The 17429-nt window shown below is 49.9% G+C and carries 9 protein-coding genes; 4 read left to right on the top strand and 5 right to left on the bottom strand.

The window, feature by feature from the left end:
- Positions 1–20: 20 nt before the first annotated feature.
- The 4 genes from treY to KSO86_RS02705 are packed head-to-tail and all read left to right on the top strand — an operon-like array spanning position 21 to position 6084.
- The gene (treY, locus tag KSO86_RS02690) at positions 21–2528 is read left to right on the top strand and encodes a malto-oligosyltrehalose synthase (RefSeq protein ID WP_216379056.1); all 2508 of its coding nucleotides are present in this window, start codon (positions 21–23) and stop codon (positions 2526–2528) included.
- Positions 2528–4264 (top strand): malto-oligosyltrehalose trehalohydrolase, encoded by a 1737-nt coding sequence (gene treZ, locus KSO86_RS02695; RefSeq protein ID WP_216379055.1) that lies wholly within the window; start codon positions 2528–2530, stop codon positions 4262–4264. The genes treY and treZ overlap by 1 nt, the downstream gene beginning before the upstream one ends.
- A 51-nt stretch (positions 4265–4315) precedes the next feature.
- Positions 4316–4897: a DUF3000 domain-containing protein gene (locus KSO86_RS02700; RefSeq protein ID WP_216379054.1), complete on the top strand. Its 582-nt coding sequence runs from the start codon at positions 4316–4318 to the stop codon at positions 4895–4897.
- Positions 4897–6084, top strand: coding sequence for an HRDC domain-containing protein (locus KSO86_RS02705; RefSeq protein ID WP_216379053.1), 1188 nt, complete (start codon positions 4897–4899; stop codon positions 6082–6084). The genes KSO86_RS02700 and KSO86_RS02705 overlap by 1 nt, the downstream gene beginning before the upstream one ends.
- Positions 6085–6090: 6 nt before the next feature.
- On the opposite strand, the gene dxs is transcribed toward KSO86_RS02705, so the two are convergent.
- The 5 genes from dxs to purD all read right to left on the bottom strand — a co-directional run bounded on the left by dxs (position 6091) and on the right by purD (position 17421).
- Entirely contained in the window at positions 6091–7974 is a 1884-nt protein-coding gene (gene dxs, locus KSO86_RS02710) for a 1-deoxy-D-xylulose-5-phosphate synthase (RefSeq protein WP_216379052.1), read from the bottom strand.
- Between the two features lie 59 nt (positions 7975–8033).
- Entirely contained in the window at positions 8034–10736 is a 2703-nt protein-coding gene (acnA, locus tag KSO86_RS02715; protein WP_216379051.1) for an aconitate hydratase AcnA, read from the bottom strand.
- 80 nt (positions 10737–10816) lie between these two features.
- Positions 10817–12490: a formate--tetrahydrofolate ligase gene (locus tag KSO86_RS02720; RefSeq protein WP_216379050.1), complete on the bottom strand. Its 1674-nt coding sequence runs from the start codon at positions 12488–12490 to the stop codon at positions 10817–10819.
- 13 nt (positions 12491–12503) lie between these two features.
- A complete protein-coding gene (locus tag KSO86_RS02725; RefSeq protein ID WP_216431782.1) occupies positions 12504–16151 on the bottom strand; it encodes a phosphoribosylformylglycinamidine synthase in 3648 nt (1215 codons plus the stop codon).
- Positions 16141–17421 carry a phosphoribosylamine--glycine ligase gene (purD, locus tag KSO86_RS02730; RefSeq protein WP_216431784.1) on the bottom strand — a complete coding sequence of 427 codons (1281 nt, stop codon included), beginning with the start codon at positions 17419–17421 and terminating at the stop codon, positions 16141–16143. The genes KSO86_RS02725 and purD overlap by 11 nt, the downstream gene beginning before the upstream one ends.
- Between the last annotated feature and the right edge of the window lie 8 nt (positions 17422–17429).

The raw sequence follows: 17429 nt of genomic DNA on the forward strand, positions 1-17429 counted from the left end.
GAAGCGGTATAAGGAGAATTATGTCAGTAGCTTCATTGCAACGTTCCCATTCCCACGTTCCAACAGATAGCCAGCATCAGCCCGTCACAACTTATCGGTTGCAATTGACCCCTGAGTTTGATTTTGATGCCGTATGTCAGACGGTTCCGTATTTGAAAGAATTAGGAGTTACTGACGTCTTCTTTTCACCGATCTTACAGGCTGCTCCCGGCTCGACTCACGGATACGACGTCGTCGATCATGACAAAATATCGGCAGAACTAGGCGGACTTGTTGGATTCGAACGAGCATCAGCCGCAATCCATGATGCTGGCATGCATGTAGTCGTCGATGTAGTTCCTAATCACATGGCGGTACCTACTCCGCTTTATCATAATCGTGCGATGTGGTCCGTCTTACGGGATGGTAGCGAATCTCCTTATGCGCACTGGTTCGATTTTGATGTGTCGGATGATTCAGACGGGCTCTTGCTGCCGGTGCTAGGTCAGCGCATCGGCCGGGTGCTTGCCGACGGCGAACTCACACTGGACACTATGGTGGTACCAGGTTTTGAATCAGATGGCCCGATGCCTGTTCTTCGCTATTACGATCATGTCTTCCCAGTGCGCACTGGCACAGAATCATTGCCACTCGTTGACTTGCTGGAGCGACAATTCTATCGGCTAGCTTATTGGCGAGTGGCTAACGAAGAGCTTAATTATCGCCGTTTTTTCGACGTCGATACGCTCGCTGCTATTCGGGTGGAACGGCCAGAAGTTTTCCGCGCCTCGCATGCGTTGCTGATAAATCTCATGCATCGTGGCCTGATCGATGCGTTCCGCATTGACCATCCGGATGGTCTCGCCGATCCGCGTGAGTATTTCCGTCATCTCCACGAAGCGACACAGGGAGCATGGCTGGTAGCAGAAAAAATCCTCGAAGGCGACGAACAACTACCTGATGACTGGCCATGCTCTGGTACAACGGGCTACGATGCGCTTTACCGTATCCAAGGTCTTTTCACCGAGCCAGCTGGAGTTGGGCCACTCACCCAGCTCTACAGTGAGATTTCTGGAAAGACTGACAGCGTAGCCACCACTGAGTTAGTCGCCAAACGCCAAATAGTCTCGACATCCTTGTATACCGAAATCCACCGCTTAGGCACCCTAATTGCCGATGTATGCCATTCGGATGTTCGGTTACGTGATCACACTTTCCGCAGGATTCTTGAGGTTATCAGCGAACTAGTAGTGCATATGCCCCGCTACCGTGCCTATGTCGTTCCAGGTGAACGCCCCGATCCGGATAACGAAGCAATAATTCAGCAGGCAGCCGAAGCTTCCCGAGTCAATCTTGATGAAGATTCCCAAGAAACGCTTGATATCGTCGTCGATTTGTTGTTGGGAAATGAAATTGGTTCCGCAGGGCGAACACTCGAAGATCGCCGTCGCGAAGCAATTATCCGGTTCCAGCAGGTCTGTGGTGCAGTCATGGCCAAGGGCGTTGAGGATACTACTTTTTATCGGTATACGGCACTAGTTTCGGCAAACGAAGTTGGTGGCAGCCCAAATCATATGGTCACCAGTCTCGATGAGTTCCACAACTGGCAGGGTTATATGCATCAAGCCTGGCCAGTTAGTGGTGTCGTAACGTCAACCCATGACACTAAACGTGGTGAAGATGTTCGCGCGCATATCTCTGCGCTCACCCAATTCCCAGGTGAGTGGACACAACTGGTCACGCAACTGCGCTCATCACTCATAGATAATCGGCCCGCCCAACTTGACGGTCAATTCGAAAACTTGATTTGGCAAACAATTATTGGCACCTGGAGCGCAACCGGGCCAATTTCCTGCGACCGCCTAGATGCCTATCTGTTGAAGGCTGCCCGGGAGCAAAAGCGATGGACAACATGGACCGAACAGGACTCGGACGCTGAGGAGGAGATGCTCGCCTACGCACACGCCATTATTACAGATCCTTCGTCTCGTGATGCTATCGACGATTTCTGGGAGAAACTCCAACCTGCAGTCCGAGCCAATATTCTCGGCGCACGTGCTTTGCATATGACGATGGTTGGCGTTCCCGATATTTATCAGGGTGAAGAAGTCACTCAGACGTCCTTGGTGGACCCGGACAACCGCCGCCCAATCGATTTTGCCCGGCTTTCTGCGATGTTGGCGGAACTCGATGCTAATGGGCTACCGAGTAATCCAACACTGGATGAAGAGAAATTGTGGCTGACCTCCCGACTAGCACGGTTGCGCGAAGAAAACCCGCTCCTTGCTTCGGCGTATGCCGGATACCAGGCTCTTCCGGTATCTACGGGGCACGCGATTGCTTTTGCGAGAACTAACCATGACGATCCATTCCTCATAACCGTGGCAACTCGATCGGTTGGATTACTCCAAAATTCAGCACACACTATCGTCATTCCGGATGGGAAGTGGATAGATATTCTCACTGGCACGACGATTACCGGTGGTACGCAACCATTGTCAGGCGTTACTGATCGTTTTCCAGTGGCCATATTAGTAAAGAAGGACTGATGGATATTTCGGTGTGGGCACCACATGCCAGCAGAGTCAGAGCTATCGTGGACGACGTCGAACACGACCTTACTGCCGGTCAAAACGGATTATGGACCATTGATTTAGCCCCAGAAACACGATATTTTCTACGGCTGGACGACAGCGATCTACGGTTGCCGGATCCACGCTCAATGTGTCAACCAGATGGCGCTCACGGGTCAAGCTGTGTCATCGACCCGAATAAGTTCCATTTTGCGGCTACAAACTGGGAGTGTCCCAACTTGGCCGGTAAGGTGTTTTACGAATTACATATCGGTACCTTCACGTCCGAAGGTACATTTCGTAGCGCAATTGGAAAGCTCGATTACCTTGTTGATCTTGGTATTGACGCAATCGAGCTTATGCCTATTAATCCGATCCCTGGAACTCGTGGTTGGGGTTACGATTCGGTCTCTATCTTTGCACTGAACCCGAATTATGGTACGCCTGACGATCTTGTGACTTTCATAGATGCTGCTCATTCACGCGGGATCGCAGTATGTCTTGACGTGGTTTATAACCATTTTGGTCCCGACGGAAATTATCTCAGTCAGTTCGGACCGTACTTTACTGATCGGCATCATACTCCGTGGGGCGATGCGGTTAATTTTGATGCTGACCAAGGTGCGTTCGTGCGTCAGTATTTTATCGATAATGCCCTCATGTGGATCCGTGACTATCGTTTCGATGCGTTGCGGCTCGATGCAACTGATTTCCTTATTGATGATTCTCCAACGCATATTGTTGCTGAGATAGCTCAGGCAGTTCATTCCTACGCATCTTCTCATGGGCGTCAAGTTAGTTTAATTGCCGAAAATAATTCCAATTCACCGACGACAACCGCTCCCGTAGCAGAAAATGGCTGGGGAATGGACATGCAGTGGGTAGACGATGTGCATCATGCACTCCATGTGTGGCTTACTGGTGAAACTAACGCGTTCTATATTGACCATAAGAAGCCAGATACACTGCCTAGGGCATTGACTTCCGGAATGACTCGTACCGGTGAGTTTTCTCAGTTTGAAGGGAAGCCGTGGGGGCATCCGGTACCCGAGCACGTCAGTGGACATGCGTTTATTGTGTTTGATGAAAATCATGATCAGGTAGGTAACCGTCTCATCGGTGATCGTCCTTCTCATTCTTTAGCACTTTCTGATGTTGCTATATCTCGTGCTCTTATTCTGATGTCACCGTTTACTCCGATGCTTTTTATGGGAGAAGAATGGGCAGCTTCTACGCCGTTTATGTTCTTTACCGACCATGGTCCGGATATTGGGCCATATATTAAGGCTGGGCGAGAGAAAGAATTCGAATCGTGGGATCTAGCTTCCGTCTATCCGGAAGGCGCAACCATGACCGATCCACAGGATAAGGCGGCCTTCACACAATCAATATTGCGCTGGGAAGAAGTGAACCACGGCGATCATCAACGTATATATAACTTTGTACGCGAACTAATTCAGCTTCGCAGCTCGCTTCCGGATATTGCGTCTGGAGATAGATCTGCAACTCATTGTGAGTTATCTGCAAACAGACGATCTGGTTGGCTACAACGCGGGACGACATATATTGTGTTCTCGCGAGATGGCACTACACAGGTACCTGTGCCCCATGCTTTGCAAGAAGTATTGCTTTCATGGTCTGATTCGGAAATTAACGAAGACGGCATCTACTTTGAGTCGCCAGGCGTAATTGTGGCGAACGCAAAGCAATAATATCGGCGTGCCCTGAGAATCGTCACACTTTAGCCGACTAAAGTCTGCTGTGTGGAACATGAACAGCCAACACCCGAGTTTCTTACTGCCCTTGAGTCTCTTAAAGGGCAGACTTTTCGTGCTGGCTTCCATATTGTGCAAATTCCGCCACCTACTCGGATCGCGCCATGGGCGGTTGCGTTACAGGCTGAAATCAATGAATCTCCGGTGAAAGATCCGGAATTATATCGCGGGAATGCAAAGTTTGTTGTTCTACATGATCCGGCTGGGCAGCCAGCGTGGAACGGCACTTTTCGAATTGTTATGCATGCACAGGCGCCTGTCGAATCGGACTTAGGAGATGATCCTCTGCTTGGCGAAGTAGCGTGGTCGTGGTTACCCGAAGCTCTCGAATCGGCGAATGCCGGCTACCATTCACTCAATGGGACCGTTACCCGTGTTTTTAACGAAACATTCGGTGGACTGTACATTGACTCTTCGCGAATCGACTTGGAAGTACGCGCATCGTGGACGCCTACCACCGAATATCTGACTGAGCACCTCCATGCCTGGGCACGATTCTGTACTACTATGGCTGGTTTACCGCCAGAACAATCCGTGGCGAGCCTGCCGCGGCGAATTGAAAGAGTTTAATGATCCTCGACAATCCTGATCTTCGCCCTCTCAACGAACCACGGGCAGGTTTACCCGATATTACACATGATGATATTGCTGATGCGGTGATCGCACTCAAAAAGGGACATGGACCATTTGCCGTCGACACAGAACGAGCAATGGGACTACGATATTCCAATCGGGCTTATCTGGTTCAGATTAAACGCGCAGGTGCTGGAATCTTTCTCATCGATCCGGTAGGTATTGAAGACCAATTAAGTGAACTAGCCACCATTATGGAAGACGAATGGATTTTGCATGCTGCCGATCAAGATCTTCCATGCCTGCGAGAATTAGGTCTCGAGCCAACTCACGTATTCGATACTGAATTGGCTGGTCTTATCCTCGGATATGATCATGTTTCGCTACAGAGTATGGTTGCTGAAGAATTCGGAATTGCTCTGGACAAGGAGTATTCCAATGCTGATTGGTCACAGCGTCCTCTAGGGCCGGAACTACGAGCTTATGCAGCTTTAGACGTTGAATTACTCATTGAGCTCAGAGAATCACTCACTGGGAAATTGCACGATGCTGGACGCTTCGAATGGTTCGTCCAAGAGTGCGAGGAAGTCCGTTACCGTCCTCTTCCCCAGCCGCATCCGCAACCATGGCGAAAAGCTGTCAAATATGCCAAGTTCCCAGATCAGCGTTCGCTAGCGATGCTCCGTGAGCTGTGGCAGGTACGCGACAATGTAGCACGTGAACGCGACCTCGCACCAGGAAAGGTATTACCGAACAAGATTCTTGCTGCCCTCGCAGCTCGCAAGCCACGATCGCGTGCGGATATTCAAAACTCGTCATTATTCCGCTCCCGCGGACGCAAACGTGACGCTGCTGTGTGGTGGAGCGCCATCCATGCTGCCTGGGATCTTCCGCAAAACGAGCTCCCAGCACGAAAATTCACGTATTCTAAAGACCCGTTCCCACCAACTCAACGATGGGAAAAACTACGTCCCGAAGCAGCTGAACGCTGGGCGACTATTCGTTCTGCGGTTTTGGATCATGCTGATAAGCTCGGCATTCGCCAAGAGGTCCTGTTAAAGCCTCGTATTCAAAAGCAACTTGCATGGGACGGCTGGACAGCGCCACAACAGATTCCAAATTTACTGGAGTCTTATGGCGCGCGCCCATGGCAGATTGAACAGGTTTGTCTAGCTCTAGCGTAGTGTCAATTAATCACGTGAGCCGCGGAGAAGTTTAGCAACAGCTACGACCACATCTTCTGCTTGCATATGTTGGTGAGTGAGAACCGACTGACGCGAAGCGTGAGCTAAGAACTGTTTGCTGATACCCAACGAAGCTAGTGGCTGTCTGACGTTAGCTTCATTCAAAGACTTCTGGATACACGCACCGGCTCCGCCATCGACCAGACCGTCTTCAAGCGTCACAATACAGCGTGCCCGGCTACAGACCTGCACCAGATCAGTATTAGCTGGTATCGCCCATCGTGGGTCAATAACAATAACCGGCTCTTCAAGCTGCTGGGCTGCCTCGACCATTGTGTGCACCAACGGCCCATATCCAATCAAAACAATCGGGTCTTCGTCACCCACTTTTTCATAAACAACGTCAAGCGTGCCAATACGCCGGAGGGTAGCCAGATCCGATGGCACAGCACCTTTTGGATAGCGCACAATCGTTGGGGAAGGTTTCGCAATAGCCTCATGCAGAAGCTCACGCATACGTGTCTCGTCACGCGGGACTGCCACTTCCATTCCCGGAACCATATTCGCGATCGCCATATCCCACATGCCATTGTGCGAGGCACCATCGTCACCAGTGACACCGGAACGATCCAAACAAATTGTTACCGGCGCACCATGGAGCGCAACGTCCATCAGTAACTGATCATATGCCCGATTCATGAACGTTGCATATAAGGCAACCACCGGATGGAATCCCTGATGGGCTAGGCCAGCAGCCATCGTCATGGCATGTTGTTCTGCTATCCCCACATCTATAACACGCTCTGGAAGCTGCTTCTTCAGCGGTCCTAGACCAACTGGAAGCATCATCGCGGCGGTAATTCCAACCACCCTAGGATTTTCTTTAGCGATTTTAACGATTTCTTGTGCGAACACTGATGTCCATCCGAATCGCGACGGTTCGACTGGAAGCCCGGTTTCTGGGTGAATAACTCCCACTGCATGGAACCGATCCGCTTCGTGTTCTTCCGCAGGCTTGTAGCCACGACCTTTTTCGGTGATGCAATGGACGACGACGGGACCGCCATACTTACGTGCCATTGTGAAAGCTTCTTCAAGTTCGGCCATATCGTGACCGTCGACTGGGCCGAGATACTTTAAGCTCAGAGAATCAAAAATACCGGCATCGACAAACACATCTTTCATTCCGCGTTTCAGGCCGTGCAAGGCATCATAGGTTAGTTGTCCAGCCAATCCTGAGTTTTGCAAGGTCCGTTTACCCCAGTCAAGTGCCCGTTCGTAGGAGCGGTTAACGCGCATCGCATCCATTCTACGCACAGCATCGATTCGGCGGACAATACCACCGACAGTTGGCGCATAGGAGCGGCCGTTATCATTGATAACAATAACGAGGGGACGATCTGGGTCTTCAGCTATGTTATTAAGAGCCTCCCACGCCATGCCACCAGTCATCGCACCGTCACCGATGATTGCTACTGCTCGTTGGTCTTTACCGGAAAGCTGCATACCCCGCGCGATTCCGTCTGCCCACGAAAGTGCGGTAGAAGCGTGTGAGTTTTCGACGACGTCGTGTGGTGATTCAGTGCGAGATGGATATCCAGAGAGGCCATTTTCCTGACGCAAATTATGGAAGTCATGCCGACCGGTCAGCAATTTATGAACGTAGGACTGATGCCCGGTATCAAAGACAAGAACGTCATTCGGTGAATCGAAAACACGGTGTAGCGCGATTGTTAGCTCTACTACTCCAAGATTAGGACCGAGATGACCACCAGTACGAGCGACATTTGTGACCAAGAATGAACGAATCTCAGCGGCCAATACAGGTAATTGATCAGGTGTTAATGCCTTCACATCTTGTGGACCATTAATGGAACTTAGCATACCCATTCGCTGATAGCCTCCTTAGCTCATACCTATCTAGGTTACCAGCGTTATTGGTCTTCTCCCTACTTATTCCCGCTTTCATCTGTTCGCTGGACAAGGGAACGTAATACATACTGCAGTATTCCACCGTGGCAGTAGTAGTCAGCTTCACCAGGCGTGTCTATTCGTACGTCTGCTTCAAACTCAGTGACACCGCGACTCTGGTGGACAGCTCTAACAGATACCCGGCACGGTATATTTCCGCTGTTTAAAGCTTCTATACCAGAAATGCTCACCGTTTCCGTTCCATCTAGCCCCAAGGTCTGCGCATTCGTTCCGGTAACAAATTGCAGTGGTAGCACACCCATTCCGATCAGATTAGAGCGGTGGATGCGTTCGAACGATTCCGCAAGAACTGCTTTGACGCCTAGAAGCGCAGTCCCCTTTGCAGCCCAGTCCCGTGACGAACCTGATCCGTATTCTTTTCCTCCCAGTACAATCAATGGGATATTGGCCTTCTGGTACGCCATTGCTGCGTTATAGATGGTGTCTTGCCTATCTGCAAGGAAATTGTATGTATAACCACCTTCTACCCCGTCAAGTAATTGGTTGCGTAGCCGGATATTGGCGAATGTTCCACGAATCATTACTTCGTGGTTGCCACGCCGAGATCCATAAGAATTAAAATCCCGTCGTTCAATACCATGCTGAGCCAGGTACTGGCCAGCAGGTGAGTCCGGCTTGATAGCGCCAGCCGGAGATATGTGATCTGTAGTAACTGAATCTCCAAGTTTGGCCAATACCCGTGCGTTGGAAATATCCCTCACTGGAGTAAGATCCATGGTCATCCCGTCAAAGAACGGAGCTTTGCGCACATACGTAGAGTCAGTGTCCCATGTAAATGTTGACCCTGTGGGGGTTTCTAAACGTTGCCACCGCTCATCACCGGCAAATACGTCCGCATATGAAGATTCAAACATCTCCCGATTAACAGATCTATCTATTGTTTCTTGAACTTCCCGAACTGATGGCCAAATGTCTGCTAAGAAAACGTCGTGCCCAGCTGAGTCTTGACCTAGTGGTTCATGAGCGAAATCGATATCCATGGTTCCAGCCAACGCATATGCAATAACAAGCGGCGGCGACGCAAGGTAGTTCATCTTGATATCTGGATTTATTCGTCCTTCAAAATTACGATTTCCAGAAAGAACGGATACCACTGCTAAATTGGCATCATTGATAGCAGCTGATACTTCTTCTGGTAGTGGGCCAGAGTTGCCGATACATGTTGCGCACCCATACCCAACAAGATGAAAACCGAGCGCTTCCAAGGCAGGCCAAAGTCCTGCTTTCTTGTAATATTCTGTCACCACTTGAGAGCCCGGAGCCAATGAAGTTTTCACCCACGGTTTTACTCTAAGACCCCGTTGAACGGCTTTTTGAGCCAGTAAACCGGCAGCCATCATAACAGATGGATTTGACGTATTCGTGCATGACGTGATCGATGCGATTGCTACAGAGCCATGATCGATTTCAATATCTGCGTTGTTAAGATGGATCTTAGTTACCTTGTGGGGTCGGTCGTATCCTGGATCGTCAGTGTAGTGAGAAAGATTATCTCGGAAACGAGCTTTTGCCGAAGCCAATTCAATACGATCTTGTGGGCGCTTTGGTCCCGCAATGGACGGTACTACTGTTGCCAGGTCTAGTTCTAGGTACTCAGAATATGCTACTTCTCGTTCCGGGGCATGCCATAAACCTTGAGCTTTGCTGTAGGCTTCGACCAAAGAAACCTGTTCTTCGGGTCGGCCGGTCAACCGCAGGTATTCAAGCGTCACATCATCGATCGGGAACACAGCAGCGGTCGAACCAAATTCAGGAGACATATTCCCGATTGTTGCCCGATTCGCCAACGGCACTGCGCTTACTCCGTGTCCGTAGAATTCCACGATTTTACCGACAACGCCATGCTTGCGTAGCATGTCAGTAATTGTTAGGACGACGTCGGTCGCCGTCGCTCCGGCTGGTATTTCACCGGTTAGTTTGAACCCAACGACGGGCGGTATCAACATGGAAACAGGCTGCCCAAGCATAGCAGCCTCAGCTTCTATACCACCCACTCCCCAGCCAAGCACCCCCAGCCCGTTTACCATTGTGGTATGCGAATCAGTACCAACACAGGTATCTGGGTAAGCAACAGCTTCGCCGTCGTCATCACGAACCATAGTAACGCGCGCAAGGCGTTCGATATTTACCTGATGGACGATCCCTGTTCCTGGCGGGACAACTGTAAAGTTGCTGAACGCGCCTTGCCCCCACCGCAAAAACTGATATCGTTCCTCGTTACGGCTATACTCAAGATCCATATTGCGTTGCAGTGCATTAGCTTGACCGAATACGTCAATCTGCACTGAATGGTCAATAACCATTTCAGCGGGATTCAGCGGATTTATAGCATCTGGATTTCCGCCGAGCTGCACTACGGCTTCGCGCATGGTGGCTAGATCGACGATACATGGCACCCCCGTAAAATCCTGCATAACTACTCGTGCTGGGGTGAACTGGATTTCTACCTGTGGCTCAGCAACTGGATTCCAGGTAGCGAGCGCACGGATGTGATCAGCAGTCACATGTACGCCGTCTTCGTGTCGTAACAGATTTTCTGCCAGAATTTTAAGCGAATACGGTAATTTGGTGAGCTCTGGCAGTGTGTCGAGCCGATAGATAGCGTACATTTTTCCGGCGACATCAAGATATGACTTGGCATGGAACGTATCTCGGCTCATGAGCTCCCCTTCGAACTATCTTAATATCAAGATAGCAGAGATTTTGGTGCTTGTCACACGCTCTAGACTTGTCACACGCTCTAGAACAGCCCGGACACCTTCCCGTTATCGTCAACATCTATGCGCTCAGCCGCAGGCTCTGCTGGTAAACCCGGCATCGTTAAAATATCTCCGGTATACACAACAATAAATCCTGCACCCGCATTGACTTTGACGTCTTTAACATGAAGGGTGAATCCTCGCGGACTTCCAAGCTCATGAGGATTATCGCTGAAGCTATATTGCGTCTTTGCCACACATACCGGCAGGCGAGACAAACCAAGTTTTGCAATATTCGCTATGCTTCGCTGTGCTCGTGAGCTAACATCAACTGCACAACCGCCATATACCTTCGTGACAAGTTTATGGAGCTTTTCTAATAACGAATCATTATCGGCATATGGAAAAGCAATGTCCGACGCAGTTTCGCATAACCGAATAACTTCCTGCGCTAGCTCGGTACCACCTATACCACCATCCGTCCACACCGTTGAACGAACACAACGCACGCCGTATTCCGCACACCGCGAAACAACATGCTCTATTTCTGCTTCCGTATCTGTTGGAAACACGTTCAGAGCAACAACCGTTGGCAGTTGGTATACCTGCATCATGTTCTCGATATGCTTGATAAGATTAGGTAAACCAGCTGCAACCGCCCCAACATTCTCAGCAACTAGATCATGTTGCGAAACTTCCCCATGCATTTTCAGCGCACGTACGGTTGCCACTATCACGGTGCAATGAGGCCGGTTGCCAGTAATGCGACACATAATATCAAGGAATTTTTCAGCGCCTAGATCAGCACCAAATCCGGCTTCAGTAACTGTGTATTCAGTCAGACTGCGAGATAGCTTAGTAGCGAGAACCGAATTACAGCCATGCGCGATATTGGCGAATGGACCACCATGAATAAAAGCCGGAGTATGTTCTAGAGATTGAACTACATTTGGTTTTATCGCTTCTTTGAGTAACGCCGTCATCGCGCCAACAGCTCCTAAATCTTGAGCTGTAACTGGCTTTCGATCGTAAGTGTAGGCAACGATGATCTTTCCGAGTTTTTCTTTGAGATCACTAATTGACGTAGCTAAACAGAAGATAGCCATAACTTCGCTAGCAACCGTCATTTCAAAGCTGTCTTCTCTACTCACTCCGTCTACCGGTGATCCTAGCCCATCAACAAGATGACGTAGCTGCCGATCATTCATGTCAACACATCGTTTGATCACAATATTCTTCGGATTTATCCCAAGTTTATTACCCTGATAAATATGGTTATCGAGCATTGCAACCAACAAATTATTGGCCGCCGAAATCGCATGAAAATCGCCAGTGAAATGTAGATTGATATCTTCCATCGGCACTACTTGAGCATATCCTCCACCGCAGGCCCCGCCTTTAAGCCCAAAAACGGGGCCAAGTGACGGTTCCCGCAATGCCATCGACACACTTTTCCCGAGTCTATTCAAGGCATCGGCTAGACCCACCGTCGTCGTCGTTTTTCCTTCACCTGCAGGTGTTGGCGACATCGCTGTAACCAGAACGAGTTTATTCGTCTCGATTCGGGACTCGTCGATTGCGCTGATATCGATCTTGGCTTTATATCTACCGTAATGATCAACGAGATCCGGGGCTATGCCCAACCGTTTAGTTATTTCATCGATCGGAAGCATATGCGCTTGCTGGGCAATGTCTATATCTGATGGATATGCCATAGTTTTTGCTTTCCTAGTTAGCGAAATACGCAACGGCCGATGCAAAGATCTTCATGTCATACTGGCCCGGAACATTGAGATAGCACCCATCGGAGTACCGTTCGGTATGCCCCATCTTACCGAAGACTCGACCATCATCAGAGACCATTCCTTCAATAGCGTTCACCGAATTATTTGGGTTAAATTCGATGGCCGTCGTTGGCTCGCCGGCAAAATCCACATACTGCGTAGCGATATTCTTAACCGGAACATTGCCAACGATGCGACCCTCACCGTGCGAAATCGGAACCTGGAAGATATCCCCCGCTTTAACCTGACGTAACCACGGGCTCGCGGTATTCGCCACTCGAACATTAACAATTGATGACTGATGACGCTTGATCGAATTATAGGTCAAAGTAGGCATGTCAGCTGTCGGATCCATGATTTTTCCATACGGAAGCAAACCCAATTTAATTAAGGCTTGGAAACCGTTACAGATACCGCCAATCAATCCGCCACGGTTGTCCAATAAGTCAGTGATAGCCGTAGCAACCTTAGCATTGCGCATAAACGACGTAATAAATTTTGCTGACCCGTCTGGTTCATCACCGCCGGAGAATCCGCCCGGGATAAACAAAATCTGGGCATCAGCCAACCGATCTGCAAACGTATCGATACTCGTTTCGATATCTGCCACGGACAAATTGTTAATGACAATAACCTCAGGTTCTGCCCCAGCTTTTTGCCATGCCGCTGCGGTGTCGTATTCGCAGTTTGTACCGGGGAAAACTGGGATGAGTACGCGCGGTTTTTCAATACGCGGCCCAGAATATGTTGTTGCTTCGCCGGCAGTTTCAACGGCTGAAACATGTTCGTCTGGTTGCCCCGAACGCACCGGATACACCGGCTCAAGCTTCGCTTCATAAGAACGCTGAACCGCAGCGAGGTCTATGCGAGTCTGTGCATGTACAAATGCAAATTCGTCGCTGATATCTCCCAGATAGATACCATCGTCGAGATCCGTCGTCGTCTCACACAAAAATCCTCCGCGAACCGGCACAAAACTGGTGTGCGGATCGAAATGATCTACGAAACGAACTCCTAAGCGGTTCCCTAACGCCATTTTTACGCTAGCTTCCGCAACCGAAGTCCCGGTCAAACTATAGGCACTAACGATCTCGCCACGGTGAATATGCTGTGCGACCCTAGCGAAATAGTCCCGCGAAATATCTTGCGGGCGAAGCAGATAGAGCTTGTTACCTGCCTTCTTAAATTCGGGCGAAATAATCGACTCAGTAGACCCAAGGCTTACCGCGAACGATACCAAGGTAGGAATCACATCAAGAGATTCAAACGTACCGCTCATAGAATCCTTGCCGCCAATAGCTGCCACACCAAGGTCAAGCTGGGCTTGGAATGCTCCCATCAAACTTGCTAGCGGAAGTCCCCATTTCTCTGGATCCTTGTGCAATGAGGGGAAATATTCTTGGAAGCTGAGATGAACCTGATTCGGATCTGCCCCGACGGCGATTACTTTCGCCACTGAATCAATAACTGCATCGTATGCGCCCTGATACGGGTCCGCTCCGCTCAAAACAGGGTTAAATCCATACCCCATGACAGAACATGTCGTCGTGTTGCCATTGGGAACTGGCAGTTTATGAACCATCGCCTGGATAGGAGTCTTTTGGTATCGGCCACCTAGTGGCATCAGTACTGTATGTGCGCCAATAGTTGAGTCAAAGCGTTGAATCAGTCCTTCTTTGCTACAGTGGTTCAGATCCGCCATGAGCTCGCGCAGCCCGCTTACCCAGTCAGAAACCTGATACTCCGGTAGCTGCTTGCCTGGATGCACGACGACGTTAGCTGTTTTGGGCGCACCATTTGTGTCGAGGAATGAACGCTCCAGTCGAACAACTTCCTGCCCCATATAGGACATCGACAGTACCGGTTCAGCAGTCACTTCGGCAACCACCGCCATCTCCACATTTTCCGCATGGCAGTGTTGAGCCAGACGTGCCAGATCAGCGGGTGCAATAACTACCGCCATTCGCTCTTGTGACTCGCTGACCGCAATTTCGGTCGCATTCAAACCAGCATATTTGGTGTGGACACGGTCAAGGTTAATCCGCAGTCCGTCAGCAAGCTCTCCAATTGCAACAGCTACTCCGCCGGCACCAAAATCATTACATTTCTTAATGCACTTAGTAACCTCTGGGTGGCGGAACAGACGCTGAAGTTTACGTTCTTCTAGCGCATTGCCTTTTTGGACCTGTGCCCCGCAATCCCGGACTGAAGCCACATCGTGTGGTCGGGAAGAACCAGTTGCGCCGCCGACGCCGTCCCTACCCGTTGGGCCACCAATAAGAACAACAAGATCGCCGGGCTGCGGAGTCGCACGCTGGATATTGTCGGCTTTCACTGCTCCCAATACTGCGCCGATTTCCAAGCGTTTGGCACTATAAGAGACATCATAAAACTCATCAATATACGAGGTTGCTAACCCAATCTGGTTGCCGTATGAGGAATAGCCGTCAGCTGAAACAGTGACAATTTGGCGTTGTGGCAGTTTACCAGGCAAGGTTTCTTCCAGCGGTTGGAGCGGATCGCCCGCTCCAGTCACGCGCATAGCAGCATACACATATGCTCGGCCAGATAACGGATCGCGGATTGCACCACCGATGCAGGTTGCGGCGCCGCCAAACGGCTCGATTTCGGTTGGATGATTATGTGTTTCGTTCTTAAACAGCAATAGCCACTCTTCGTTTTCACCTTCGACGTCGACGTCGACCTTAATCGTGCAGGCATTGATTTCATCGCTGATATCGAGCTGATCTAGCTTGCCGTGGGCGCGCAGATATTTCATAGACATCGTCGCAATGTTCATCAACGTCACAGGTTTTCCTGGAGCTATGTCGGATTTGATCCGCAGGTAGGAGTCATATGTGCGGGCAACACGCTCATCGTCAATATCGACTTTAGCCAGCTCCGTGGTAAACGTCGTATGCCGACAATGGTCTGACCAATAGGTATCAATAACTTTTAGTTCGGTTTCCGTCGGGTTACGGCCAATTCGAGTGAAATAGTCTTGGACAAGAGTCAGATCTGCTAGATCCATCGCCGCGGCATTATCGTCAAGGTAGGTACGAAGTTCTTCCTTGCTCATCGCCGTAAAGTTCGCTACCTCAGGGACGGCTTGTGCTGGAGTAGTCCGCAACGCGAGAGACTGTGGCAGTTCTAGTGATACTTCATGAGAGTCAACCGGGTTAATAAGATATGTTTTGATCCTAGCTAGTTCGCCATCAGTTACTCCACCACTGATAATGTAAACCCGAGCGTAACCGATACGCGGTTTATCCACTTGAGCCATCATTTGGATACACACCGCCGCGCTATCTGCACGCTGGTCAAACTGCCCAGGCAAGTAGCTAACGGCAAAGACTCGATCGCTAGGATTCGTCGTCAGCTCCGCAAAATAGTTATCTACTGGGGGCTGGGCAAAAACCTGAGTGACTGCACGGTCAAACACCTGTGCCGATATATTTTCACAATCGTAGCGATTAATAATCCGCACACCGGTAACAGAATCAATATGTAAAAATGAGCGAAGATCGTCAGCAAGATTATCGGCAGCAGGATTCGTTCCTGGCTTAGCTTCAACATAAATTCTAGAGATCATAGTGATCCTCAATTTCTCGAGCTGTGGTTCCAATATCATTACGGTAATGACTATGAGCGAAGGAAATAGCGCTCACGTGATCGTAGGCAGAGTCAATGGCTTCACCGAGCGAAGCACCAAATCCCAGAACATTAAGCACGCGACCAGAAGCGCTTTCTAGTTCACCGTTGCCGTTGCGCTTAACACCAGCGAATATGAGATATGGTTCGACGTCGGCTGGGAACGATATCACATTGCCGGTCACCGGGTGCTCCGGATAGCCTTCAGCAGCCATGACCACGCAAGCCGCGTGACGGTTTTGGCATCCAACGGCAGCATCTGCTAATCGACCTTGGCTTGTGGCCTGGAAAATAGAGAGCAGATTGCCTTTGAGTAAAGGCAAAACCACCTGAGTTTCCGGATCGCCAAAACGAGCGTTATATTCTATCACTTTTAGCCCGTCATCAGTGAGCATCAATCCAAAATACAAACAGCCTCGAAAATCAATTCCATCCTTAATCAAACCAGTTAAGGTTGGCTGCATAATTTTTTGTTCGAACTCAGTTGCAATCTGTGCAGTGAAAACAGGGTTAGGAGCGACACACCCCATTCCGCCAGTGTTTGGCCCGCGATCGCCGTCGAAAATTTTCTTGTGGTCCATACTTGAGACGAGGGGCTTAATAGTTTTGCCATCACACAATGCGAGTACTGAGATTTCCGGTCCAGAAAGAAATTCTTCAATAATGACCGCTGCCGAACTCTCCCCAAACTTCCGCCCGACCATAAAATCAGCCAGCACGCTGTGTGCCTGTGCTACGTCGTCGACAATAACCACACCTTTACCCAAAGCCAGTCCGTCAGCTTTGATAACTAGCGGATAGGATGCACGTTGGGCGTATTCTTTGGCCTGTTGGACGTCGCGGAACTCGGCGTAGCTAGCGGTTGGAATGCCATGCCGAAACATAAATTGCTTCGCGAAACTCTTCGACCCTTCCAGCATGGCACCACGCTGACGTGGACCAAAGCATGCTATTCCAGCATCCTCCAGCGCGTCCACCAAACCCGCCACAAGTGGGTTATCGGGGGCTACTACACATAGCTCAATATCATTGGCAGAGCAAAACTCAACAATAGCTGGAATATCTGTTGCAACAATATCAGGATGAGTAGTTGCAAATGTCATGGCATCGTTACCAGGGATAACGTCCAACACAATATCTGGGTTATCTTCGATAAGCCGGGCGCCAATAGCGTATTCCCGCCCACCGCTTCCGATCAGGCAAACTTTCACATCGTCCC

The organism is Arcanobacterium phocae, assembly GCF_018913465.1.
Classification (GTDB): domain Bacteria; phylum Actinomycetota; class Actinomycetes; order Actinomycetales; family Actinomycetaceae; genus Arcanobacterium; species Arcanobacterium phocae_A.